Annotated in this window: 3 protein-coding genes; 2 read left to right on the top strand and 1 reads right to left on the bottom strand. The window is 68.6% G+C overall.

All coding sequences use genetic code 11. The features are described 5' to 3' along the window. Together prmC and K728_RS0113470 are read left to right on the top strand one after the other, a co-directional pair. Positions 1-718, top strand: a 718-nt coding sequence (prmC, locus tag K728_RS0113465; protein ID WP_024477037.1) for a peptide chain release factor N(5)-glutamine methyltransferase, incomplete at its 5' end; no start/stop codon positions are given. A gap of 4 nt (positions 719-722) precedes the next feature. Next, complete coding sequence (locus tag K728_RS0113470; protein ID WP_024477038.1) at positions 723-1,481, top strand: L-threonylcarbamoyladenylate synthase; 759 nt, start codon at positions 723-725, stop codon at positions 1,479-1,481. Here the strand turns inward: K728_RS0113470 and K728_RS20695 are convergent. Continuing rightward, positions 1,369-2,310, bottom strand: a 942-nt coding sequence (locus tag K728_RS20695; protein WP_156911322.1) for an NAD-dependent epimerase/dehydratase family protein, incomplete at its 5' end; no start/stop codon positions are given. The two genes, K728_RS0113470 and K728_RS20695, sit on opposite strands and share 113 nt — an antisense overlap.

Raw genomic sequence — 2,310 nt, forward strand, 5'->3', positions numbered from 1 at the left:
GCCGGCCGGGTTTTTTGAGCTGGTGGCGGAGCGTGAGCGACGGGTGCCGCTGCAGCACATTACCGGCGTCGCCTATTTCCGCCGGGTGGAGCTGGCAGTGGGCCCCGGGGCGTTTATTCCGCGCCCGGAAACCGAATCGGTGGCGCAACTCGCCATTGATCACGCCCTGACGCTGACCCGGCCCAGGGTGGTTGACCTGGGCACCGGGAGCGGTGCCATCGCCGCCGCCATCGCCGACGAAGTGCCTGGCGCCGACGTGTACGCAGTGGAGTTCAGCCCACTGGCGTATGCCTGGGCGGAACGCAATGTGGTGAGCCGGGGCGTGACGCTGATCCTTGGTGACCTGCGGGATGCGCTGGGGGAAGAAGACGGTAGCTTCGATGTGGTGGTGTCCAATCCGCCCTATATTCCGTCGGCAGCAGTTCCCCGGGAACCCGAAGTGGCGGACCACGACCCGCAGATCGCACTGTACGGTGGCGGCGCTGATGGCCTCGAGCTCCCCAAAGCGGCGGCGCTCAGCGCTGCCCGGCTGCTCGTCCCTGGCGGCTACTTCGTGATGGAACACGCCGAAGTCCAGGCACCCGCGATTGCCGCCCTTCTGACAGCAGACCTGAACTGGACCGCGGTTCAGACCCACCAGGACCTCACCGGACGCGACCGCTCCACGTCGGCTGTGCGCAGCCACCCTGCCCATCCCCACGCACCAGTGAAAGAATAATTCTGTGACCACCAGCTATGACTGCTCCGACCCCGCCCAGCGCAGCGACGGTTTAGCCCACGCCCAACGCGCCATCGCGGCCAACCAGTGTGTGGTGGTGCCCACCGACACCGTCTATGGCATTGCCGCCGATGCCTTCTCGCCGCAGGCAGTTGCCACCTTGCTGGCGTCCAAGGGGCGGGGGAGAAGCATGCCGCCCCCCGTCCTGATTCCCCGCGTACAGACGATGGATGGCCTTGCCGCCGAGATTCATCCGGACGCGAGAAAGCTGGCCGAGGCATTCTGGCCCGGCGGTCTGACCCTGATCTTCCGCGCGCAGCCGTCACTGACCTGGGACCTGGGCGACACTCTCGGCACCGTGGCACTGCGCGTGCCCGATGATCGGGTGGTCCTGGACCTGCTGGCCTTGACAGGTCCGCTGGCTGTCTCCTCAGCCAACCGCACGGGAGCGCCGGCCGCAACCACCGCCGCGGACGCCTTCGATCAGCTGGCGGGCTCCGTCCAGGTGTATCTGGAGGGCGGCCCGCGCAGCGCCACCGCCTCAACCATCATTGATGCGACGGGTGATGAACTGCGCCTGGTCCGTGCAGGCAGCATCAGCCTGGACCAGCTACAGGTCGTGGTGCCGGCACTCAAAGACCCGGCTGAGGCTACCGATTCGCCGGAGACTGCCGGCCCGAGCGACCCTGCCGGCCCGAGCGACCCTGCCGGCCCGACCGGCCCTGACGACGCCGGGACGCCGCACTCTCCAACACCCCGCTGACACGTTGCTCGACCCGGATGCCCTGGGCTGCCGCCCAACCGGGCTCCTGGGCCTGGCCAAACCACATCAGCTCCACCCGGCGCAGGCTGCCGTGGAGCCGTTCGCCGGCAAGTTTCGATACCGCGTAGCCGGCGCGCAGCAGGACGCGGCACAGCCGTCGCGGCAGCACGATGGGCGTACCACCCGCAGCCTCCAGGACAGAGCGGACGGACATCCCCTCGCTCGGCTGGAGGACGACCAACGGGACCGGTCCCTCAAAGGTGCCCACCTTGACGACAAAATCGGCCAGTGATTCGACGGACGTGACCGGCGTCGCGGCAGTACCAGGGGCTGCAACGGAAGCCAGGGGTGAGGCAGCCAACCGGGCGAGCGCCGTCGTCGTCGGCCGGTTGGCACCCTGAACCGAGGTGGCGCGGACGATGACAATGCGTGAGGCGGACGCCGCCGCCTGAAGAGCCTGCTCGCCGAGGGCCTTGCTCCGGGAATAGGCCGAAAAAGGGGCGAGGTCCAGGGACTCGTCCAGTTGGTCCCGCTGCCCCTGGACGGCAGCACTGCTGAGGTGGATTAGACGATCGACCCCGGCCGCTGCACAGGCCTGCGCAAGGATTGTTGGCAGCAGGGCATTCGCTCCACGCAGTTCGGGGGTATCACCGCTGCGGGGTGCGGCCAGGCCTGCTGCGTTCACCACCACCGAAACCCCTGCCAGCGTGGCAGTGAGCCCGGCGAGGGTCGGATGGGTGGATCCCTCGGCAGCAAGCTCGGCCACCGTCGTCGCCTCGCTGCTGAGTCTGGGCGCCGGAGCGCCAGCCACGTCGAGGCCCGCGGCCTC

The sequence above is a fragment of the Arthrobacter sp. CAL618 genome (assembly GCF_000468215.1).
GTDB lineage: Bacteria > Actinomycetota > Actinomycetes > Actinomycetales > Micrococcaceae > Arthrobacter_D.